The following is a 20,875-nucleotide window of genomic DNA, read 5'->3' on the forward strand; positions in this document are numbered from 1 at the left end:
CAAAAATGATCCCGCCACCCTGTGCATGTAAAAGATGTGGGTAAAGATCAGCCCCAAGGGGAGAGGGAATAGATCATCTTCCCCTCAATCTACTCCCTCGCCCCTTGGGGGAGAGGGCTGGGGTGAGGGGTTGTTTTCTCTGCCCCCCCGTGATAAACAGTCGACATGTTCAAAGCCATCGATAAGTGGTTCCCGGGGTATTTACGTTCCATCCTTGCCCGCCCCCGTGCGGGCAAGGGCACCCGCCATCTGATTGTCGCTGTCTGCGATCATTTCGAGCCGTTCCGTGATGGGGTTGATGCGGTCACTGCGCGGCAGACAGTCCGTGATTGGCTAGCGGCTTACCCTGCGGCCGCGGATTCCTTCCGCGATGCCGATGGGCGCCCCCCTCAACATACCTTTTTCTATCCACAGGAAGAGTATGATGCCGCCATCCTTGATGACCTGGCTGCGTTTTGCCGCAAAGGCTATGGCGAGGTCGAAATCCACCTTCATCACCGCCATGACACCCCTGAAGGTTTTCGTGAGAAGCTGGTGAATTTTCGTGACCTGCTGCATGAGAGGCATGGGTTGCTAGGGAGAGAACGAACATCGAACATTGAACAGACGGGTTTGGCGCCGTTATCCGTTACTGGTTATCCGTTATTGGTAAATGAAACCAATAACCAAGAACCAAGAACAAATAACCGAGCCAACGGCGCAGTTCGCTACGCCTTCATCCATGGCAACTGGGCCCTTTGCAATTCACGGCCGGACGGGGATTGGTGCGGGGTGAATGAGGAGCTTGGCATTCTGGCCGATACGGGCTGCTATGCAGACTTTACGTTTCCATCCGCCCCATCACCGACCCAGCCTCGAATGGTGAATGCGATTTATTATGCCAGTGATATTCCCGGTCGTCCGCGAGGGGCGGATAATGGGGAGGTAGTTATTGGTTATCCGTTATTGGTTATTGGGAAGAAAACAAAAAGTGAATCAGTCTCAATAACGAATAACCAATCACCAATAACTAATAACGCCGCCGGAGGCGGCTTGCTCCTCATCACCGGCCCATTAGCACTCAATTGGCGCCGTCGGAAATGGGGGATTTTGCCGAGGTTGGAGAATGCGGAGATAACAGGGGTAAATCCACCCACGGCGGATCGAATCCGGTTATGGGCACGTCAGCAGATTCACGTTGAAGGGCGCCCGGATTGGACGTTTGTGAAGCTTCATACGCATGGGTGTGTGCCGGCCAATCAGGCTGTTCTGTTGGGGCAAGCCATGCGGCAGGCCCATGAGGTGTTGCAGCAGGAGTTCAATGATGGAAAAAATTGGCAGCTCCATTATGTGACCGCCCGGGAAATGGCAAATCTTGTGAAAGCTGCCGAGGCGAACCTCCCCGGTTTGCCAGGGCAATACCGGGATTATTGGGTCGCACCGCCATCCACACGGATTCCCGTCCCATAAATCGTAGATCTCTCCGGTTCCCCGACATGAGTTGAAATGTGCTATTATTTTCAGGAATCAAGATATTTCCGTATTTGTACATGAAGTGTAACAATTGTTTCATTTATAGAATCAACCAAGGGGGGATCGTATGTTCAGTCTGAATAGAGTTAATTTGTGTGGTGGCGTAGGGTTGGTTGTGCTGGTGGCAACGTTAGTTTTGGGAGCGATGAGTGTACAGGCCCAGACGGTGGTGATCAGGACGCGGCCGCTGACACCCGGGGAAATTAAAAACGCCGGACTGACTAACACCACGCAGTTGGCCAATGGCGTTGCGAACGTCGGAGTGGGGCAGCCTCTCTATCTGGAAGCGTTGGTAACCAAGGGGCAGCCGGTGAACAATGTGAGTTGGTCCTGGATCAACCGGCCCACGAATTCTGTGGCAACTTTTCAGACCAGTCCATTGCTAACCAATGTTGTGGCTTCGTTCGATGGCGGCGACAGGCTCTCTTACGGTATCGCCGCGAGAACATTGTTGGTTCCTGACATCGCCTGCGATCCTTTTATCACCAATAATGATTTTATTGTCATGGTTGCGGTCACGCTCACCAATAAAACCATCTATGCCACGAATACCTGCTACGGTTCCCTGTATATCGGATGCGTTGCCTGGACTAATAATTACAGTGGACCCAACGGGGAAGGGCTTTGCGTTTTGTGTCATAATGCGCCCAATGCCGGTAGCAAGATGGATTTTTGGGGGCAGACGGCTCATGCCACGGCATTCACGCGTAAAATCAATGGTGAGGCTGGTTCCGGGTTCAAGTCAACCTGTGTTTCGTGCCATGTGCTCGGGTATGACAAGACGGCGGGTGCAGTTAACGGAGGATTTGATGATATCGCGACACAGGTCGGCTGGGTTTATCCTACCAATCTGGCGACTGCCGCAGCGACAAACAACTGGAATCTCATGCCCCTGGCGCTCAAGAACAAATCCAACATCCAGTGTGAAAGTTGCCATGGTCCTGCTGATCGTCATGCGCGAAACCTCGGGGATATCAAGGCCATCGGCATTTCGCTTAGCGCTGGAAATTGCGGGCATTGCCATGACAGCATGACGCATCATGTGAAAAACTATGAATGGAATCAGACCCTTCATGCAACCGGAACCGTGTTTAAGGGCTATGCTACTGAAGCCTCCTGTGCGCCCTGTCACAGCGCTCAGGATTTCATTCTGGTGAATGATCCCGACTGGGCGGGGGTCACCAATCCTGTGCGTCTGGGGACTGCGAATGAGGGAATCACCTGCGTCGCCTGCCATGATCCCCATAGCACCGGTATGGGCGACTACCAGCTCCGTTCCTTTACCAATGTTGTCCTGAAGAACAATGCGAAGCTCACGCTAGGTGGCAATGGCCTGCTGTGTATGCAATGTCATAAGGCCCGGCAGGATGCGGAGACGTATGTGCTGCCCGCTCTGACCCCATCAGGCGCCTCCCGCTTCGGGCCTCATCATGGGCCGCAGACAGACATGCTGTTCGGTACGAATGCAATTCAGTATGGCATGACGATGCCGAGCTCGCGGCATGTGAACGTGCTGGAAGATTCCTGTATCGAGTGCCATATGCAGGAGACTCCCACCAATGGTGTGGCCATGAACAAGGTTGGTGCCCATACCTTCAGTCTTAGTTATACCACCAACTCAACCACGGTTGATTTGACGGAAACTTGTGTCAAGTGCCATGGCGAGATTGAGGACTTTAATATCGGCGGTGTGGATTATGATCATGACGGCGTGATCGAAGGGACCCAAACCGAAATTGATGGCTTGGTGAACACCCTTGCCCTGCTGCTTCCTCCCGTTGGATCCGCCACCGTGACCCCGTCTTCGGCCTATACCCTGAGCCAGCGGAAGGCGCTCTATAACTACCTGTTTGTCACAGAGGACAGGAGTCATGGGGTGCATAATCCGAAATATGCGGCCTCCATCCTGCAGGCCTCCATTGATGACCTTAAGGGCGGGATTGATGTGGATCGCGACGGGCTTCTGGATTCGTGGGAAGTAGCAAACTTCGGGAGTTTCACCGCCTATAACGGATCGGATGATCCTGATCATGATGGCGTGTCCAATGCGCTGGAGATGGCGGCGGGGACCAATCCGAATAGTAGCGACTCCGATGGCGATGGCGTTTCTGATCTTGCCGAATTGCAGGGCGGGAGTAATCCTCTTAGCGCGGGTTCCAAACCTACAACCAATTCTGTGAGCCTGTTGCCCGCCTTGGAACTGGCTTATATGCCCGGTACAATGGGCGTCACGCAGCAGTTCCAGGCGGTCACCGCGCTGGATATTACCAGCACCTGGACGAACATTGGCCCCAGCTTTGTCAGTTCAAACGCCTGGTTCTACAATTTGCAGTCCAAGCGTAACGCGACCAATAAGTTCTACCGGGTGATTACAGTCCCGTAAGGTCACCTGAGGACGACTATGACGCCACGCAGTGACACGGCTCACACGAGGTTCGCCCTCCATGAAGAAAGATCGTGGAAATGATGGAATATTCTTTTGGAGGGCGAACCTCGTGTGAGCCGTATGGGCAGGAAGTCGCATGTGGAGGGATTATCCATTGCCGCTCCACGTATTTTTTTGATAAAAGCCAGCTATGGGATTGACCATGACGATGAAACGAGTGACCGTCAGGAATGGCGCCGGGATAACGCCAAAAATCCTGTCAGGGATTGTGGCTTGTCTAGTTCTTAGTCCCCTCAGTGGATACTCTGAGCCCACCCCCGTTTCCCTCTATCAGGCCAAGCCTCACTACGAGGGCCGCATCCGAATGGACTATGATTACCGGTCTGAAGGTTCCTCGCAGGATTCCGATCTCTACGGGTATTGGTATGGGAGCGGGCGTGACCTTGCAAATGGGCGATTTGATTTCTATGCGTCAGGGCGTGAGCATACCGATTTGGATGGGGCCACGGCTGAGGATGGGACCTATCGCAGCGTGGATGATGCCAAAGGGGTGACTGAGGATCGTTTGCTGCAGGCCTATGGGGATGTTCACGATCCCAAAGGGCACATGAGTCTACGGCTGGGTCGCCAGTATGTGGATATCGCCGATTACCTGCAAATGGATGGGGGACAGGCGTTGTTTTTTGAAAACGGGCCTTTAGGCGGTCGGGTGTATGTGGGCGTCCCTGTTAGTTACTATACGGCTGTGTCCGGCGATATTGCCGGCGGCGCCTCGGTGGTTGGGCGCCCTTGGACTGGCAACAGGACGCGATTTACCTGGGCTGAATACTATGAAGATCGCCAGGGCGGAGACGATCAGAACTATTTCATTGATCTCCAGCAGGATGTGACCGATTCCGTGCGGACACGTGGCCAACTGTCTGTGCTCAACGATGAGTTCCGTATGGCGCGACTGGATGGTTCATTTTTTGCGCCTGATGGCAATACTGACCTGCATGTGGGTGGCAGTCGCTGGGGAACTTTTGACGCAAAAACCAGAGCGTATTCGCCTCTTTATAACCAATTTGGTGGTCAGCAGCCCTACACCTTCCTCTATTCAAGACTGTCGTATGCCTTCTCGCCCAAGTGGATGCTCTCCCCCGGAGTATCGGCCCGGCTTACTGATAGCGGGGATGAGAATTATAGTAATCGTGATTATCGCGATTATGATCTGACGTTGACCTTCGAACCCAATAAGGCCTTGAGTTCGTCGCTTTCCCTGCAATATTGGGATGTGGATGAGGGTGACAGTTTCCTCGGCCTGAGCGGGGAAGTCCGCTATCGACACCGCAGAATCTGGGAAGTCAGCGTGGGCTCCGCCTATGTGGATTATACCTACCAGAACTATTCCGATATATCCTACTCCATCAATGGTGGACAGACGGTGTTTCGTGAGGATGGGACAGTTACCGAAGAATCTCCCTATACCCTCACGTATTTCGCCCGGACAAAGTGGAATGTCACCCGTAAGTTGATTCTGCGCTTACAGGGGGATATTGAGGACAGAAAAGACGCTTTAGATTTGAGCTATAGGGCCCGTGGGTCAGTCGAGGTGAAATTTTGAAAAATTTAATTCCCCGGATTCTCTTCGTGGCCATTAGTGTGTTGGCGGTGATTGCACTGTCTGGCTGTAACAAGGAAGATGACTACAAGCTCGCGTTCAGTCATAACCTCCATGTTGCCGACAACGGAATGGCTTGTGCCGATTGTCATGGCAAGCTGGCGGATGGCCGTTTTGCTGTTCCCACGCATGCGTCTTGTAAGGACTGCCATGAAGAGTGGGTGGAATCCAAGAAGATTGACGCAAAGACCTGCGGGATGTGTCACAAGATCAAGGATTTACGTGAATTGTCACTCGATAAGCCAGCAAAAATGGCCAGTCAGGCGAGCGGTATGTTTGTCCATACTGCGGCATTGACGAACCGCTGCGTGGACTGTCACGGACTTCTCATGGAGAAGAAATTGGAGCGGGTTCCCGAGATGACCCGCAAGGCGAAGGTTGGAATGCGCGAAGAAGCCCATCGGTGGGGAATGGATTGTGCCGCATGTCATGTGGATCTGGATCCCAAAACCCCGCCCAAAAATCACCAGCAAAACTGGACGCGACGGCATGGGGCTTTGGGCACTGAGCCGGATAATGCCTGCGGGGTTTGTCACCGTGAAGAATCATGTAGGGAGTGCCATCAAGTTACCATGCCGGCCTCACACAACAACTTGTGGCGATTAAAGACCCATGGAACACAGGGGGCTTGGGATCGTGCGCGCTGTCTGGTTTGTCACCAACAGGATTCGTGTGACGCCTGTCATGCCGATACTCGTCCCCAGTCCCACAAGGCGGGGTGGGATCGAAGTCACTGCTTCAGTTGTCATACGAGCAAGGGCACAGGAACCGGGTGTGTTGTTTGCCATGAGACCGATATCAGTTCGCACCCCAATCCACACCTGGCCGGGTGGCGTGATCAGCATTGTAACAGCTGCCATATTGGAACGCCCGAAGCTGAACAATGTGGAGTTTGCCATGAAGGTGGCGCCTCGATTGCGAATCATCCGAATCCGCATCGTGGCGGATGGCGGCAACAGCATTGCACCAGTTGCCATCCCGGTTCACCAGATGCCCAGCAGTGCTCGGTATGTCATGGAAGTTCTTTAGCCGCTGGACATTCCAATCCGCATGCCGCGGGCTGGCGAACCCAGCATTGTCAGAATTGTCATGCGGGACCCGAGGCAGCAGGGTGCGCGGTTTGTCATGAGGGAGTCACGTCGTTGGCCAATCATCCCGATCCACATTCAGCCGGGTGGCGTGATCGACATTGTTTCTCTTGTCACGTGGGTACGCCAGCGGCAGATGAGTGCGCTGCCTGTCATTCAGGCGGGAACAGTGTTCTGGTTCATCAGAGCACCTGGCCCTCCACTCACAATCGATTCGGTGCTCAGGGTAACTGCTCCTATTGTCACAGGCCTTGAGCGAAACGGATTTCAGCGGACGGGGAAATTCTTGACGGTCGCCCCCCCCGTATTGACTTCGAGCAGAAATGGTGTGATCCCGCAGGAACCCCTCACGTCGGCTGTGTCCGGTCCAGACAGCGCGAGATTGAACGAAATGGATCGAGCATCCTTGATGGTTCCCATAAAGATGGCGAATTTTCCATTCTCAGATACGCGATGCGATACGCCTGTGTAATTAGATAGGTCTGAAGGTTCCAAATTCAGAATTCTGGTATCGGATCGTTTGTCCAGACGGACAACGAGGGCGAGTTGATCGGTTGGTGCGTTGCTTGTTGAGTTGAATTTGATGGTGGCAACCACGCCATCAGCGACAGGTTTAGCACTGGTTTCCGCCAGAATCAACCGATCCCCCGTGGGGGCTGGTGCCGGTGACGCTAAATCTGTTTTCTGCCAGGGTTTCAGGCCTTTGCCCTTGGGAATTGACTCGGATACCTCCCCTTCACCAGTTGGGCTGGCGGGTATTTCCGGGGAGGCTGCAATGGTGTTCCCTAACGCAGGTGCAGATACGGCCCCGCTTGGCTTCTCAGTGCTTCTATGTATCGGTACGTGAGACTGAGAGAGTTCCGTTTGTTGCGCTGCCAATGTTTCATAGGCATTCCGAACGCGCGTCAGTTCTGATTGTTGATGCCAGAATGCTATGACCAGAACAGCGACGCCAACGGCAAGCACAGATAGGGTGAGAAGACGATAAGAAGATTTCATGAGTGACTCCATTTTATTGATGAAGATTTTAGTCAATGCCGCGTTTCTCATCAAGTTCTTTACAGTGACCTAAATCCTCGCCTAATAACAGGATCACGATTTATGAACGCCTGCTGGGCCCTACAATGAAGCGGCTCACGCAAGGTTCGCCCTCCAAAGAAATATTGAGAAGATAAAGATCATTCTGCTGGAGGGCGAAGCTTGCCTGAGCCGCGTGGGCAGGGAGGTAAGTGTGAGGCTCTAAAAAGATGAAAGCATCATAGGCAAAATTAACGGAATATCCTCGAAAATCATTTGATATTCAATCCAGGAATCTGATATAAATCAAAGACAGTTCAATAAGCTCATGTTCTGTCAAAAGGCTCTTAAACACAGGGGAATGTATGAAAAAAATAACGAATCAGTGGCTGGTGTCGGGTGCTGTTATGGTTTCTGTTCTATTGTCTTTTTCGGCCGTCGCGGCAGATCGGGATGCGTCACTGTTAGTGGGAACAAAATCCTGTGCAATGTGTCATAAGAAGGCGGATACGGGTGACCAATCTGCTAAATGGCTGAGTAGTCCTCACGCCAAGGCTTATGAATTGCTGGCCAGCCCGGAAGCCAAAGCGGCAGGTGCCAAAGTGGGTATTTCCGAACCTCAGAAAAGTGGCAAATGTTTGAAGTGCCATTCCACGGCTTACAATTTCACCGAAGAAGTCAAAGCAGATGTGACCAAGGTTCTTGTTGAAGATGGAGTCTCCTGTGAGTCTTGTCATGGGCCGGGAAAGAATTATAAGTCCCAGGCTATCATGAAGGACCAGAAACAATGTATCGAAGCCGGGATGATTTATCCTGCCACGACCAGTTGTACGCTGTGTCATAACGAACAGTCTCCCACCTGGAAGGCCGATAAGTATACGACGAAAGACGGTAAAAAAGTCGGTTTTGATGTCGAGCAGGCCTACGAGAAAATCAAGCACCCCAATCCCAAAGCGCAGAAGTAAACTGCTTTGGTAATTCTTAGTCGTAATCATAATCTGATTTTCCCCGTGCTGACCGTGGGCGATGAGGAGGGATAGAGATTACGATTAAGATTGGTGGGACCCATTGTCCTATTAGGGCAGACGTGTCTAATTTCTTCAGATATTCCAGTGGAAGGTTTGTTTGGAGTGCAGGGCTTGACGCCGCTTTGTAAAGGCGCGGCTTGACGCGCCTCATCCAGGGTGTGGCCCGTCAAGCCGGGCCATAGGAAAGCGGCGTCAAGCCGCCGCACTCCAAATCCGCGCCGCCAATGGGTGGCAATAATGCCGGAAAAATGAGAAATTAGGTGTGTCTGCACTGCTTGTTCTGTTGCCATAGATTCTAAAAAAGATTATATTTATCCACTATGAGTGATTCATCGAAAACGAATGGGGCGGGCGGGGTATCTGGTGTGGGGAACCCCATTACCCGATTGCTGGGGTCTCTGGTGTTTGCGCTCACGGTGGTTTTGCTTCTTGCCATGGCTTGCATTGCGGGGACCTTGATTCCGCAAGGCTCGCAGGTGGAGTCCTATCTGGGGCGGCCGGGTGGGCATCAGGTATTGGAAGTATTGTCCGCGCTGGGGTTGACGCGCGTTTTTTATTCCTGGTGGTTTGTCGGTCTGTTGTTTGCCTTGGCGGCCAGTCTGATGGTTTGTACAGGGCGGCGTTATCGTGCGATAAAAAGCGCAACCGGTGCGGCCCGGTTCCGGGTGATCGGCTCATTTATTACTCATGTCAGTCTTCTCCTTGTTTTAGGAGGAGGGGTGATCCGGGTGATCTGGGGACAGAAAGGCATGATTCAGCTCCATGAGGGGCAGGTTGTGAATAGCGCCGAAAGTCCGGATGGCCCCATGACGCTTCCTTTTTCAATCCGGCTAAAAAAATTCGAACTGGAGTTTCACAAAACACCGGGGGCATTGCCAGAGGCTACGGCGGAAAAGTTGTCGGTTCAGTGGGTGGAAAAAAACTGGGAGGCTGACTTCCCGATCGTCTTGAATGTGGAACGTCCCGTCGTGCCCGCAGATGCGGCGCCAGGCGCAAGCCCCGCGTTCAGGCTCAAGGTCCTGCGTTATGTGCCGGACTTTATGATTGATGGTACGACGGGCGATGTGAAGTCCCGTTCAGATGCCCCTAATAATCCAGCTGTTCAGGTAACTGTCGTGGGGGGCGGCGCGACCAACACGCAATGGGTATTCGCGCGCTTCCCTGATTTTGGTGGTCATGCGAGTGCCGGTGAAGTCATGCCGCTGAAGTTCCGTTACCAGGCTGGTTCACCGACCGATATGGGGCGACAGGGGCCGATCAAGGCGTTCAAGAGTACAATTGAAGTTATTGAAAATGGCGCTGTGATGAGTACTCCGACGATTGCGGTTAATTCCCCCTTTTCGTGGGGCGGTTTTTCCTTCTATCAAACAAGTTACAATCCCGATGATCTTTCCTGGAGTGCCCTCCAAGTGGTTCGTGACCCGGGGATTCCTGTTGTCTATGCAGGGTTCATTTTAATGATGGCAGGTCTGACGCTGGTGTTTTGCGTTGGTCCCTGGCTTGGGGAGCAACGACGGACGAAAGGGGAAATTTAATGACGACAATCTTGAACATGACGATGCTTTTTAATGTGAGTTTCGCGGCCTATTTCTGTGCCATGGTTTGTGCGGTCATTTGTCTTATGTCGCGGAGGAACGCTTTTGACTTTGCTGCCAATGGGCTCATTGTGGCCGGGGTATGCGTTCAGACACTCTATTTGGGAATACGTTGGGTTGAGGCGGGGCGGGCACCCTTCAGTAATATGTTCGAATCGCTGATCCTTTTTGCATGGACGGTTGCGGTTGTCTATCTTCTGCTGCGGATTCGCACGAAACTTCCCTGGTTGGCTGCAGCGGCAGCAGCGCTTTCCGCCTTGGCCTTGGCGCATGCCAGCACCTTTGAGTCCGAGATTCGGCCATTGATGCCGGCGCTTCAAAGCAATTGGTTGTCGTTTCATGTGATGACCTGCTTTTTGGGTTATGGTGCCTTTGCGATATCGGCAGTGGCGTCGGCTGGCTATCTGATTGCCACTCGCCAGACCAGTACGGCTCAGGAGGAGACGCGGCAAACGTTGGAGACGATTGTCGCGCAGACCATTTCCTTCGGGTTTCTATTTCTCACCCTGGGAATTCTTACTGGTGCGGTGTGGGCAAACTCAGCGTGGGGCACTTATTGGTCGTGGGATCCCAAGGAAACCTGGTCGTTGATCACCTGGTTTATTTATGCCGCATTTCTGCATTTCAACTTCATGCGAGGTTGGCGTGGGCGCCGGGCAGCCTGGATTTCGATTATCGGTTTTGTCTCGGTATTGTTTACCTATTACGGAGTTAATTTTCTGTTGTCAGGATTACACAGTTACGCCTAGTCGTGATAAGGCCGCGGTTGTTGATAAGTAAAATGCGGTATTTGGTAATGTACAAAATTATTATTATTGTGATGACGTTGACGCTGGGTCGGTTTGCCATGGGGGCTGATATGTGTGCGGCGGCGGGAGAGATGTCGGGCAAGGCCGAGTCCTCCTTTGTGGGCACTGTGTTGGCGACCACGAACGCCAGTCGCTATACCTACGTCCAGGTCAACACGGGTAAGGAGACGATTTGGGCGGCGGGTCCAGTTTTTGAAGTCAAGGTGGGGGATAGTGTTTCGGTTGAAGGGGGAATGCTGGCCAAGAACTTTCAGAGCAAGGCCTTGAACCGGAAATTCGAAGAACTCTATCTGGCAGGTTCCATTACTCAGGCTGGAAGCGGTGGAGTGAATCAAAGCAATGGAGCCGTGAAGCTTCCGTCAGGACATCCTGCGGTGCCGGGCATGGTTAGGGCTGCGACGTCGACCGCTATGGAGTCCATTCAGAAGCCTGATGGCGGGAAAACGGTGGCGGAAGTCTGGGCTGGTAAAACGGATTTGGCTGGCAAAGTCGTGGTAGTCCGGGCAAAGGTTGTGAAGGTTACTCCGAAAATCATGGGTTTGAACTGGCTGCACTTGCGAGATGGAACAGGCCCCGAAGGTGCGAATGACTTAGTAGTAACCACCAAGGCTGAAGTGCGTGTCGGGGATGTTGTTACCGTAAGTGGCACACTGAACACGAATAAGGACTTCGGCTCTGGCTACAAATACGATGTTATTCTGGAAGACGCGACGGTCGTTGCGAAGTAGGTGTTTGAAAGTTATTGGTTATTCGTTATTGGTTAATGAATATTTCCGGTGAGGAATTTCAGATAACCAATAACTGGTAACCTGTAACCTTACTTCTCCGCCTCTGCTAGCGTCTCCGTATCCAATTCATGTTCCTCGTGATAGAGATGTTCCGGCATGCGCCCATCCCAGCAGGCTGTATTTAAAGGGTAGACATCCGGATCAAAGATCACGTGATAGAAGTGCCAGACAATAATGGCTAATACGGCCAGAATGGCCTCGTAGTAATGGATGGTGATGGCCACATCAATCACCCAGCGGGGCGCCCATTCCGTGATATTCATCTTGAACATGATGATGACGCCGGTGAGCCCCATGATCAGGGTGCCCCAGACTACCGCCCAATATTCCGCCTTTTCTCCATAAGTGAATCGGGCAAAGGCTGGCTTCGGAGCCCGTGGGAAAATCAGGTATCGCAGATTCCCAATCACATCCAGAACGTCCTTGGGACAGGGGAAGATGTCTTTAACCAGCTTTCGTCCTTCTTTTGCGCTCATGATGTAGATGGTGTGATACACCGCCAGTGCCATCATAACGCCAGCCGCGAAACGATGTCCAAGACGACGGACATTTTCGCTGGAACCCATCAGGTAATGCAACCAGGAGTCCGGATAGATCAGTGCGAACCCGGTGATCGCCAGGGCGCTGAAACTGGTGAGTAGAAAGAAGTGCTGATAGCGCTGGGACCTTGTCATTCGAACGACGGTACGCCCTTTTTTGGCTCGCAAGATTAAAAACTTCCGGCGGAAAACCAGAATGTTATGAACCAGCATGCCGCCGATCACGCCCACAATCAGCAGCAGGTAGGTGTGGCGGATCCACCAGTTGATACGATCCCCGGGGCTTGAGAGGGACGTTGCGTCGAGATGGATTTTTCCCAGCGAAAAATTCTCGTTAGCCTCCGGATGACACTTGCGGCAGGTGTTCACCATATTGCCTTTGTTCACCGTAGACTTTGGGTCTGAAGAGGGCAGCACATTATGGGCGCCGTGGCAACTGACGCAGTTGGCGCTTCGGTTCGAACCCAACTTCGCCGACATGCCGTGATAGCTGGAAAAAAAGCTGCTGACCTTATCGGAGGACAGGTTGTTCCGGGCATTGAAGCGGGCCGAGGCATGGCAACGACTACAGACATCCTCGGCAACCTTCAATGAAGAGGCGGTTCTGAGGTTGCTTATCTGGTGATCCGAATGGCAGTCTGTGCAGGTTGGCGCATCCCGAATTCCGCGCGCCAGCGCTTTGCCATGAATGCTTCCTTGAAAAACTTCCACGGCCTGGGGATGGCATTTGCCGCAGGTTTCCGCAAGATGGTCATGACTGAGTGGGGAGGTCGACAGCCGGGCCGGGATCATCCCGTGTTTCCCATGGCAGTCGGAGCATGAGGCGGCGTTGAGGTTACCTGCTTGCCGCGAGATCCCGTGAGTACTCGCGGAATACGAGCGAACTGCGTTCGTATGGCAGACCACACAAGCGACGGGTTTGGCTGCAAAGTTGTCCGGATGCGGAACTTCGGTGATATCGGTGTGACAGCTGGTGCAGGTGTTGCTGGCGTGGCTTGAGCCGGCATACTTTGCCGCATCTACAAACAGGTTCACGGTTTTGCCTGACGCATCTTTTTTGCTGAGCGTCTTATCCTCATGGCAGGAAAAGCAGTCGGAGTTATCGATGGCAAGGACGTTCAATGAAAAAACTGAGCTGAGCAATACAGTCAGTAACGAAACGTAAATCATGCCCATATTTCACCTTTATTTGGAGTGCGGTGGCTTGACACCGCTTTCTTCCAGTGCGGCTTGACGCACTGGTTTCTGACTTTCGGCCCGTCAAGCCGGGCCATGTGTAAGCGCGTCAAGCCGCCGCACTCCAAAACGGTTAGTGTGTCAGACGTGTGGCCATTGCCACGGCGATGAGCACCAGTAGAATCAAGCCCGTGCCAAAGAACAGATAACCAAACGTCTTGGCGATTTCCTTCCAGCGATACCATTCGTCCCGGACACGGTAATCGTCAAGTTTGCCTTCTGCCTCCAGGCGATCATACCACCGTTTACGTTCGTGGATCATCTCCGTTTTGGAGATGCGCCCGGAAAAGATGACCGTATCCATGGGGAACTTCTCAATCCGGAAATGTGTGTTGAAGAAGTGGAAGGTAAAGATAAAGCCTGCCGCCAGCAGGGCTTCGTCGGAATGGACGATCATGGCGACATTGATCACCCAGCCCGGCAGGAAACGGGTGAAGAAGATGGGGAACCACATGACCAGACCGGAGGCCCCGATCATGGCGACACCCCAGAATACCGCGAGGTAATCAAATTTCTCCCAGTACGTCCATCGGTCGAATTGCGGACGTGGCCCCTTGCCGAAAAACCATTTCTGATGTGCGATAAACTGGCGCCAGTCGTCCAGATTCGGAATCATGGAATCAGGGCCAAACGTGATGGCCAGGATTTGCTTGATGGTTATCCGTCCGGTTAAGGGATCCAGTAGATTTGTTCGTCCCCGCCAGCAGGCCCGGAACCGGTCTGTCAGATGCAGGGCGAAATAGATAAAGGTGATAATGGCCGCAAAATGGTGCAGTGAGCGGGCTACCGGGGCGCCACCCAGAACATTAAAGATTACCTTGGCCCATTGCGTGTAATGGAATTTCAGGGGCATTCCCGTAATGACCAGCAGGAGGAAGCTGGTGACAACCATGATGTGCAACATCCGTTCAAACGGGGAGAATCTGGTAAACCACTGATCCCCCACCTGGGTGCTGATCTTGGCTTCCCGGTATGTTTTGGAATCATGGAGATAGAGATAGACGGAGCGGAAGAGCCAGAGGGCCGTATGGAAACCGAAGAAGGCAAAGGTGCCCACCAGCAGGCCGGTCATGGAGAGGAATACAAAATAGAGAAGGGGGTAATGTTCGCGATCCGTGGGATCGGCGTGTGGCAGGTACTCGGTAAACTTTTCTGTGGCCCCTTCATGGCACTGGCGGCAAGTTTGGAGAATGTTTGTTTTCGACAAGTGGGACTGGGGATTGGAGGGGGGGAGGATGTCATGATGCCCATGGCAGTCGTAGCAGGCGGCCACCTGAGGTGCATTATGTGTGGATCCCAGGGCAATGGCCTTGCCGTGATAGGTCTCCATATAGTTTTCCAGGCGATCCTGATGGCACTTGCCGCAGCGTTGGTCGCTGGCAGCCTTGAGGTTGCCGCCCGCCTGGGATTCGATCTGATGTGCGGTATGGCAGTCCGTGCAAACAGGGCCGCGGGAATCGCCCTTGGCCAGTAGCTGGCCATGAACGCTCTTCATGTAAGTCGCTTCCACGCCCACATGACATTTGCCACAGGTGTCGGCCACATGGGCATGGTTGATTGAGGAATTCCGATCCACGCTGCGGCGGATATTGTGAACGCCATGACAATCGTTACAGGAGGGGGCTACAATGAGTCCAAGTTTAAGCAGGGCGCGGCCATGGATACTTTCCATATACTGGCTGGCGGCTTGCGGGAATTTCATTTTATATTCTGTCGTCAGGTTGGTGTTGCTGTGGCACCGCGCACAGGTCGCGGGGAGGTTCAGCTTGAACACCGGAGAGTCACCTTGTTTGACGGGGACGATGTTATGCGATCCATGGCAACTGGAGCAGGTCGCCGCGCCTGAGGCCCCCATACTCTGGCTGACCCCGTGGATACTGGCGGAATAGTCCTTGGCGATATCATCATGACAACTGCCGCAAGCGGGAGGAGCGAGTTTATCGGCGTGTGGAAGTTCCTTGATTCCGGCGTGGCACTCTGTGCAGGCGAGCTGGGAGTGAACTGACTTTTTCAAAGCCCCTTCCGCGACGTGAAGGGACTGAGTTTGGCCCATGACCATACGGGTTAGGGCGGGGTCGTCGTGGCATACCAGGCATTCGCTGTTGGAAAGCGTTACGCCCCAGGAGGCCGGGGTGAGGCCTAAACAGGAAAAGAGAACGACAAGGCCCAAAATCATTTTATCCACTCTGTTGTCTCCTCTAACTTCGTCATTTTTAAACCGCACAACTATAGGGTTGTGGGGCTCTATCGTAAATAGGACAAATCTACGCAAAGTAGAAGTAGATTTGAGGCCAGATACCCGTTATTCATTTTGCATTACGAAGGGGGCTCCTCTATCCTTCTTCTTGAAATTATTGAACGGGGAAAACGAACATGAATGAGACGACGAAGTATTCGAGGTTGCTCAGGAATTGGGTAAGCCTTTTGGGGCTTCTTTTGGGCGCCTGTGCTCTGTTGATAGGCCTGATCATGGTTATCATAGATGCCACTCAGGAAAATCTTTCGGCTTATTTCGGTTTGGTTAGTTATCTGTTGATCCCCATGTTTGCGGGGGCTTGTGCGGCGTTAGTGGTTTTAGGAATGGGACTAACCCATTGGCGAATGAAGCGAGAGGGGGGCCTGCCCCGCCTGCCGGTTATCGATCTTGGCGATCGGAAAACGGTCATGCATATCGTCCTGTTCAGTCTGTTGGGCGCTGTGTTGGTCGTTGGTGGCGTTGTAGTCGCCTATCGGGCTTATCATTTTACCGAGTCGGTTGAGTTCTGTGGGACTGTCTGCCATACGGTGATGAAGCCGGAGCATACGGCTTTCAAGCAATCGCCCCATGCGAACACGTCCTGTGCAGAGTGTCACATCGGATCGGGTGCTGAATGGTTTGTAAAAGCCAAGATCTCCGGGCTCTATCAGGTCTATTCAGTCCTTTTTAATAAATATCACCGTCCGATTGAAACTCCCGTGCAGAGTCTCCGGCCAGCCAAGGATACCTGTCTGGCCTGTCATTGGCCGACGAAGTTTTTTGGCGCGGTATTGCGGACGTGGACACATTACGGAACAGATGAGAAAAACTCACCCTGGACGATCAAGATGCTGCTTAATATTGGTGGCGGGAATCCGGCACATGGTCAGATCAGGGGCATCCACTGGCATATGGAGGGGGTTAATACCGTCAAGTACATCGCTACCGATCGTCAGCGTATGGTCATTCCCTGGGTTCAGGTGACTGATCAGTCCGGTAAGGTGACGATTTACCAGACCGAGGATAAAAAACTTCGAATCGCTGATGGGAAAGCCTCCTCATACCCTCAGCGCAGTATGGATTGCATAGACTGCCACAATCGGCCTGCCCACACTTACCGTTCGCCGAATGAGTTGCTGGATATGGCGATGGCTGCGGGGCGGCTTGACAGTGCCATGCCTTCATTAAAAGCAGTGACAGCCAAATTGCTTGCCGCACCCTACAAAACGGAAGCGGAGGCTTTAGAGGTGATGGATCGCGACTTACGGGTAAAATATCCAGGTGATGAACGGCTTGAGGGGACGATTCGAGAGTTACAGGCAATATACTGTGGTAACTTTTTCCCTGAAATGAAGGTCAGTTGGTCTGAATACCCGAATCACATTGGCCACAAAATTACCCCGGGCTGTTTCCGGTGCCATGATGGTGAACACGTCAGTGATTCTGGAAAGCGGATTTCAAAGGATTGTAACACCTGTCACACGATCCTGGCGCAAGGTCCCGGCAAGGAATTGGCTGAGTTCACGTCATCCGGGCTGGAGTTTAAGCATCCTGAGGATATCGGAGATGACTGGAAAACGGCCCGCTGCGATACCTGTCATACAGGCAGTCCGTGAGCTGAAAAACGGATCTAAAGCGCTTCAGAAACCAGCGCGGCGGCGCCCAGGAGGGGGTCGCCGTCGACACGGTACACCGGGCAGTCCAGGCGCTCGGACAAGAGCTGCCGCCACACGGCTGAAGCACCTCCGCCTCCTGCAATCAGCACAGGCCTGCCATCGGCGGGCAATTCGACCCCCAACTGCTGGATCATCCCTTCCATCCGCCGACAAAGTTCCTCGAGAATGGATCGGGCAAAGTCCTCCGGCCGATGATGCAAGCCGATTCCCTGCCACCCCCCCGCAGCGGCTGTGACATCGGCGCTAAACGTCAATCCCCGGCACCCGGAAGGCGCGGCGGCGGCAAGTTCGAAGAAGGCGGAATCATTCCCCGCGCCGGCAAGGACCGTCTGCCCCCAGTTGATGAGATTACCCCCCGAACTATCCGCGGCCATGCGGTAGGCCAGGCCGCCGGGAAAGGGACCGCGGATCAGACCGGCGGACGGCGGCATGAGGCGCGGGGTCACGGCATAGGCGACCTGGGCGGTACCGAGGGTCACCAGGAGTCCTCCCTCGCGATGGACTCCGGCGCCATACGCCCCCGCCGTCTGGTCGTTACCGGCGAGAAACACCGGCACACCCGGAGGGATACCGAACGTCGCGGCTGCTTCGATGGTTTCACCGGCGAGGCCACCCACAGGAACCAAGTCGGGAAGTTGAGCCCGGTTCACCCCGTCGGCCTCAAGGGCAACGGGCCACCAATCTTCGAGCTCGAGCGAATAGAGCCCCGACATGGCGGCAAGGTTCGAATCCATCACAGCCCTTCCAATCCAGGCGCGGACCAGAAACGTCGGCAGCGAGAGGATATGGCGGGCGGCCCGCAACCGTTCCGGTTGTTCATCGCGGAGCCTTCGAAGCTGGGCAATTTGAAGCGCCGGTAGCAGACCGGCAAAACCGGAATGCCGGCCGAACCCGCCGAGGGTTGGCTCACGGGCCAGCGCATCACAGGCCGCAACGCCGCGGTTGTCCTGCCAGGAGACGAACGGCATCAGTGCCTGACCGGCGGCGTCGCCCAGCGTGAAAGTCTGCGCCTGGCTGGTGAGAGTGATGGCACGGAGCGAGACGCCAGGCACCGCAGACAGGCAACTCCGGATGGCGTCGTTGACGCTACTGAGAAACGGCTCAACCGGCAGTTCCACACGACCATCGGCGCCATACTCGTGGGCCACCGGCCGCACCGCCACCTCCAACCTTTCCAGACGGGAGCCAAAAAGGGCAACCTTGAGATTGGTCGAACCCAGATCAAGGGCGAGGATGGCTTCGCGCGACCTGCTCACCGTGCCTCTCCCAGATCCGCAAGCGTGTCCAGCGCCGCCTTCACCAGAATCGGGCCGGCTTCAGGCGCATACAGGCTGTTGGCCGCCTCATAGCCGCCAGCCACCGCGGCGTCCGGCGTGCAGATGTAGCCCTGCAACTCACCGTTGACGAGACTGACGGGAAACACGCGGGAACCAGCGCGGCATTTGAGGTCCAGCGCATAATCAACGAAGATCTCGCCGGGGATTCCAACCAGCACCCCGCCATGAATGCCGAGAACCTGGATCTCCGGTTCACCGGCTTCCGAGAGAAAGGACTTCAGCACCCCCTGCTCCTCCGCCCTGGACAGGCATACTGCAGACTGGGCGCCGAACACGGCGCATTCCGCGGTACGAATCTTCGCCCGTGGCGCTTTTTCCGCCTGCAGACGGGCAAAGTGGTTTCGTGCCGCCCGCAGGTCATCCTCCGCCATGACGGGCGTCGGAAGCTTTCGGCGAGGCAGAGGGACAGACTTCAGGTGTCCACGGAGCACCCCCTCGCTCGCGAAGGCCGACGCCGGCAAGCGATCCAGGGCGGCGAGCGCCGCCGTGCCAAGTTGGCGCCCCAGACGCTCGGCTTCGGCAAAGGTCTGGCCATTGACAAACCACCGCGGACTCTGGTCTCCGCACGGGGCGGTGAGATAGACCGTCACATGCCCGGCCCCGAACCGTTCCCGGATCTGAAGCCGGGTGTAATGCGGGAAATCGCTTGAAATCAGCGTGGAATCCTCATGCATGACCGTGGGGTGCATCCCGTAGACCAACACCGTGGCCAGCGGCGCCCCGCCGGAAACCGGACGCACAGCCAGGATGCCGCATTCGGGATCCGTCACGCCATCGGGCCTATGCCGGTTGCCGCCGACACCCCGCGCCTCGGCCGATGTCCAGGCCAGGGCGGCGGGAACCGCACACCGGCGGGCTTCCGCAACAACAGACCGCGATTGGCGCAGGATAAACTCCTGATAGAGCAGGTCGGGCTCCGGCGCGCCCACGTCGCCGTGCCAGGCCAACAGGCGGGCGCAGACCGGGGCGGAGTGTGTGTGGGTGCAGCCAATAAATACACAGGCCTCGGGCACGCCGGCCTCCTGCGCAACCGCAGCCCGCAACCGGCGCGCCAACGGCGGTTCCAGAAAAAGAATATCGAGCGACAGGATCACGACGCACTGTCCGATCGTTTCCGGTGCCGCCAGATAGAGGGCCGATGCCAGGATCGGGTCATGCGCGCCCGTTGACATCCGTCGTACCCCGGGATACCCGAACAGGGGCGCAGATGCAGAGGGGTTCAACTCCCGCGTCGCGGCACCGGCAAGCAGGCTCATGACCGTCCCCCACAGGCGGCATTCCCCCCGATGGGGATATCACGGTTGGTGAAATAGTTGTCCGCGATCTCGCAGGGCATGCTGAGTTCGAGTAGCAACGCCGGACCGATGCCGGTGAAACTGTGCTTGCGCCCGGGTGCGACAGGTAGGACATCGCCCTCCTTCATGACCCGTGAACGCCCGCCGCAACGCATGCGGACTTGGCCTTTGACCACAAAGAAGGTCTCATGCTTTTTCCGGTGCCGGTGTTCGGGGCAAGTCTGCCCGTCGAACACAAACAGGTACTTGCCGCAATACCCGGCCCGGGCCTCATTGGCGATCCAGTACTCGATCAGTCCCGTTTTTTCGTATTCGCCAATCCCGAAGTCCAGTACCAGCGGCTTGATGGTCGGCATCGCCACGCCCCACGCCTTGACCTGCCTGCGGAACACCGCCAACGCACGCCGCGCGGCAACACCGCGCATGCTGATGTCCAGTCCTTTATCTAGTTCATTCATAGTTTACGTTCCCCTCCTCTAGTTTTCTTTCCCCTCTTCTGGAGCCGGCCCGCCCTCGGGCCGGTTCTTCCATTCCCCCGGGGCGAGGGCGCCCCGGCTCCAGTGCCTTCGGGCTTTCCTTGTCCCCTCTTCATCCCCTCCTCTGGAGCTGGCCCGCCCCCGGGCCGGTTCTTCCATTCCCCCGGGGCGAGGGCGCCCCGGCTCCAGTGCCTTCG

General features: G+C 54.9%; 16 protein-coding genes. 9 read left to right on the forward strand and 7 right to left on the reverse strand.

The genetic code is table 11. The features are described 5' to 3' along the window. Window positions 1–165: 165 nt before the first annotated feature. The 4 genes from WCI03_12445 to WCI03_12460 all read left to right on the forward strand — a co-directional run bounded on the left by WCI03_12445 (window position 166) and on the right by WCI03_12460 (window position 6,901). A complete protein-coding gene (locus WCI03_12445; protein MEI8140661.1) occupies window positions 166–1,449 on the forward strand; it encodes a hypothetical protein in 1,284 nt (427 codons plus the stop codon). 130 nt (window positions 1,450–1,579) lie between these two features. Then, entirely contained in the window at window positions 1,580–3,895 is a 2,316-nt protein-coding gene (locus WCI03_12450) for an ammonia-forming cytochrome c nitrite reductase subunit c552 (protein MEI8140662.1), read from the forward strand. 205 nt (window positions 3,896–4,100) lie between these two features. Beyond that, window positions 4,101–5,501, forward strand: coding sequence for a hypothetical protein (locus tag WCI03_12455; GenBank protein ID MEI8140663.1), 1,401 nt, complete (start codon window positions 4,101–4,103; stop codon window positions 5,499–5,501). Continuing rightward, window positions 5,498–6,901, forward strand: coding sequence for a cytochrome c3 family protein (locus WCI03_12460; GenBank protein ID MEI8140664.1), 1,404 nt, complete (start codon window positions 5,498–5,500; stop codon window positions 6,899–6,901). The genes WCI03_12455 and WCI03_12460 overlap by 4 nt, the downstream gene beginning before the upstream one ends. A 12-nt stretch (window positions 6,902–6,913) precedes the next feature. Here the strand turns inward: WCI03_12460 and WCI03_12465 are convergent, their stop codons facing one another. Next, complete coding sequence (locus WCI03_12465) at window positions 6,914–7,645, reverse strand: hypothetical protein (GenBank protein MEI8140665.1); 732 nt, start codon at window positions 7,643–7,645, stop codon at window positions 6,914–6,916. A gap of 383 nt (window positions 7,646–8,028) precedes the next feature. On the opposite strand from WCI03_12465, the gene WCI03_12470 reads away from it, so the two are divergent. The 4 genes from WCI03_12470 (at window position 8,029) to WCI03_12485 (ending at window position 11,823) form a co-directional block, all read left to right on the forward strand. Further along, window positions 8,029–8,628, forward strand: coding sequence for a multiheme c-type cytochrome (locus WCI03_12470; GenBank protein ID MEI8140666.1), 600 nt, complete (start codon window positions 8,029–8,031; stop codon window positions 8,626–8,628). 383 nt (window positions 8,629–9,011) lie between these two features. Beyond that, window positions 9,012–10,226 carry a cytochrome c biogenesis protein ResB gene (locus tag WCI03_12475; protein MEI8140667.1) on the forward strand — a complete coding sequence of 405 codons (1,215 nt, stop codon included), beginning with the start codon at window positions 9,012–9,014 and terminating at the stop codon, window positions 10,224–10,226. Then, window positions 10,226–11,035: a c-type cytochrome biogenesis protein CcsB gene (gene ccsB, locus WCI03_12480; GenBank protein MEI8140668.1), complete on the forward strand. Its 810-nt coding sequence runs from the start codon at window positions 10,226–10,228 to the stop codon at window positions 11,033–11,035. Before WCI03_12475 ends, ccsB begins: the two co-directional genes overlap by 1 nt. 47 nt (window positions 11,036–11,082) lie before the next feature. Further along, window positions 11,083–11,823: a hypothetical protein gene (locus WCI03_12485; GenBank protein ID MEI8140669.1), complete on the forward strand. Its 741-nt coding sequence runs from the start codon at window positions 11,083–11,085 to the stop codon at window positions 11,821–11,823. Window positions 11,824–11,912: 89 nt separating this feature from the next. On the opposite strand, the gene WCI03_12490 is transcribed toward WCI03_12485, so the two are convergent. Both WCI03_12490 and WCI03_12495 read right to left on the reverse strand, forming a co-directional pair. Next, complete coding sequence (locus tag WCI03_12490; GenBank protein MEI8140670.1) at window positions 11,913–13,598, reverse strand: hypothetical protein; 1,686 nt, start codon at window positions 13,596–13,598, stop codon at window positions 11,913–11,915. Window positions 13,599–13,731: 133 nt separating this feature from the next. Then, window positions 13,732–15,843: a cytochrome c3 family protein gene (locus tag WCI03_12495; protein ID MEI8140671.1), complete on the reverse strand. Its 2,112-nt coding sequence runs from the start codon at window positions 15,841–15,843 to the stop codon at window positions 13,732–13,734. Between the two features lie 188 nt (window positions 15,844–16,031). Between WCI03_12495 and WCI03_12500 the strand changes: the two genes are divergently transcribed. Next, window positions 16,032–17,510, forward strand: a complete 1,479-nt coding sequence (locus tag WCI03_12500; GenBank protein ID MEI8140672.1) for a NapC/NirT family cytochrome c — start codon at window positions 16,032–16,034, stop codon at window positions 17,508–17,510. Between the two features lie 14 nt (window positions 17,511–17,524). Here WCI03_12500 and WCI03_12505 read toward each other — a convergent pair whose 3' ends face one another. From WCI03_12505 to WCI03_12520, 4 genes are all read right to left on the reverse strand, one after another. Next, window positions 17,525–18,826 carry an FGGY family carbohydrate kinase gene (locus WCI03_12505; protein MEI8140673.1) on the reverse strand — a complete coding sequence of 434 codons (1,302 nt, stop codon included), beginning with the start codon at window positions 18,824–18,826 and terminating at the stop codon, window positions 17,525–17,527. After that, on the reverse strand, window positions 18,823–20,163 hold the full coding sequence (locus WCI03_12510; GenBank protein ID MEI8140674.1) for a hypothetical protein: 1,341 nt from the start codon (window positions 20,161–20,163) through the stop codon (window positions 18,823–18,825). The genes WCI03_12505 and WCI03_12510 overlap by 4 nt, the downstream gene beginning before the upstream one ends. Further along, a complete protein-coding gene (locus tag WCI03_12515; protein ID MEI8140675.1) occupies window positions 20,160–20,660 on the reverse strand; it encodes a D-lyxose/D-mannose family sugar isomerase in 501 nt (166 codons plus the stop codon). The genes WCI03_12510 and WCI03_12515 overlap by 4 nt, the downstream gene beginning before the upstream one ends. 18 nt (window positions 20,661–20,678) lie before the next feature. Continuing rightward, on the reverse strand, window positions 20,679–20,875 hold a 197-nt coding region (locus tag WCI03_12520), incomplete at its 5' end, for a hypothetical protein (GenBank protein ID MEI8140676.1).

This window comes from bacterium, assembly GCA_037143175.1.
Taxonomy (GTDB): domain Bacteria; phylum Verrucomicrobiota; class Kiritimatiellia; order CAIKKV01; family CAITUY01; genus JAABPW01.